2 protein-coding genes are annotated in these 1,669 nt (G+C 69.8%); one reads left to right on the top strand and one right to left on the bottom strand.

What is annotated here, in order from left to right; genetic code table 11:
• Positions 1-760 (bottom strand): transglutaminase domain-containing protein (locus VF665_RS19560; protein WP_331055146.1); only part of this gene is annotated, 760 nt, incomplete at its 3' end.
• Between the two features lie 602 nt (positions 761-1,362).
• On the opposite strand from VF665_RS19560, the gene VF665_RS19555 reads away from it, so the two are divergent.
• The coding region (locus VF665_RS19555; protein WP_331055145.1) for a nucleotidyltransferase domain-containing protein at positions 1,363-1,669 on the top strand (307 nt) is incomplete at its 3' end.

Raw genomic sequence — 1,669 nt, 5'->3', positions numbered from 1 at the left:
GAATGGGGTGCCGCGCCACGGGAAAGACCCCCACGAACTCCTGCCCCGATGCGCCGCGCACGTCCGCCGGCGTGAATCCAAGCTCCCAGAAGTCGCGCTGCAGCGTGGGCATGCGGTCGAACTCGCTCACGCTCACAGGGTGTTCCAGCCCCTGCAGCACCGGGTCGGCCGCCATGTGCGAGTAGATGAACTTTTCCGGATCCGGAAAGAAGTAGAAGTCGCGAAAGCGCCGCACGAACCCGCGCCCCACCACGTCGCCCGCGCCCCAGCTTGCGTCCACCGGCTGCCACGCGCCGTCGATGCGCACCACGTTCCAGGCGTGCCGCTGGCGTGAAACGGGATTGCGCGGATCGCCCGTGGCCGCCTTGGCGAAGCCCTCCACCACGCCCGCCTCGAGCCCCGCGGCGTGCGCCATGGCCATGTACAGAAAGGCAAAGCCGTCACATACGGCGCGCTTGCGGCGCAGCACGGCGGGCGGCGTCTGCACGGGGACGGCGAGGCGGCTGCCGTAGAACGCAGCCGCATCGTATTCGATGTTGTGCGTGATCCAGCGGTAGATGGCGCGCGCCTTGTCGCGGTCCGTCTGCAGGCCGGCCGTAACGCGCGCGGCGATCTCCTGCACGGAAGCCGCGGTGGACGGGGCGGCCAGGGCCACGGAATCCGCCAAGCGATAGTCAGGCTGGGGGCGCTGCGCAGAAACGGGGGCAGCGGCCAGCAGCGCGGCGGCGGCGAGCGCGCCGGCGATCCGAAGAATGGTCATGCGAGGGAAACGTGCGTATACGACGAGGTGGCTTGCCGGGAGGCAGCCTGGAAGGGTGCCGGACCTGACGGATGAGATCGAGGCGTCTTGATGCGGAGCGGGCGCGGAATTCCGTGCCGCCGGTCCTGCGGCGTGCCTGCATCGGGGATGCCCAAAGCTAATCAGGACAGCAACTTCTGGCAACGATCCGCGCGCCTGCGGCTCCCCCCTCCGCCGCTCCCCGTCCCCGGTCTCCGCCAACCTCTCGTCTCTGGTCCCCACCGCGCGCGAAAAGGCCGGCGCACCGCACCCTATCCGCCGGAATTGTACAACATGGACACCTGCGACCCACGCCGTGAAACCCCGCTCCGCCTGCGTTCGTACCCATCCGCACAACCCACGCATCACCCCCGCTGCCGCGTTTACCGACAAAAAGCATAACGTTGGCCTTGCAACCAATGCGCAAGGACCGGCATCATCAGAATCATGGCCACGCGCGCCCTGCCCGGGCGGGGTGCTCCGTGGCGTACACCGCGGCAGCACTCCGGCTGCCGCCCATGCGCCCTGGACGGCCATGCCGTCCCATCCACGACGGGGACCGCCACCCTCGCGCCGCCGCGGAGATGGTGGAACGGCTCGCGGCCGAGTTTCCGCGCGCGGGGCTGGCGCTGGCCGGCTCCGTCGCCGCGGGCACGCACACGGCGAAGAGCGACATCGACGTTCTGCTGGTGGATGATGGCTTGCGACGCGAGATGCAGTTCTCCACCGAATCGCTCGGCATCCCCACGGCCATCGTCTGCCTGCTGCCCGGCGTGACCGCGGACCGCGAGCAGGCGTGGCTCACCGGCACAGGCGGCGCGGACTGGATGATGGGGATGATTCGCTCGGCGCGTGCCCTGCGCGATCCGCACGGCCAGTTCGCGCGGCTGC

Origin of the sequence: Longimicrobium sp. (assembly GCF_036387355.1) — a bacterium.
Lineage (GTDB): Bacteria > Gemmatimonadota > Gemmatimonadetes > Longimicrobiales > Longimicrobiaceae > Longimicrobium.
Note: the sequence above shows the minus strand (reverse complement) of the source record. Positions and strands in the feature narration are given on the sequence as shown.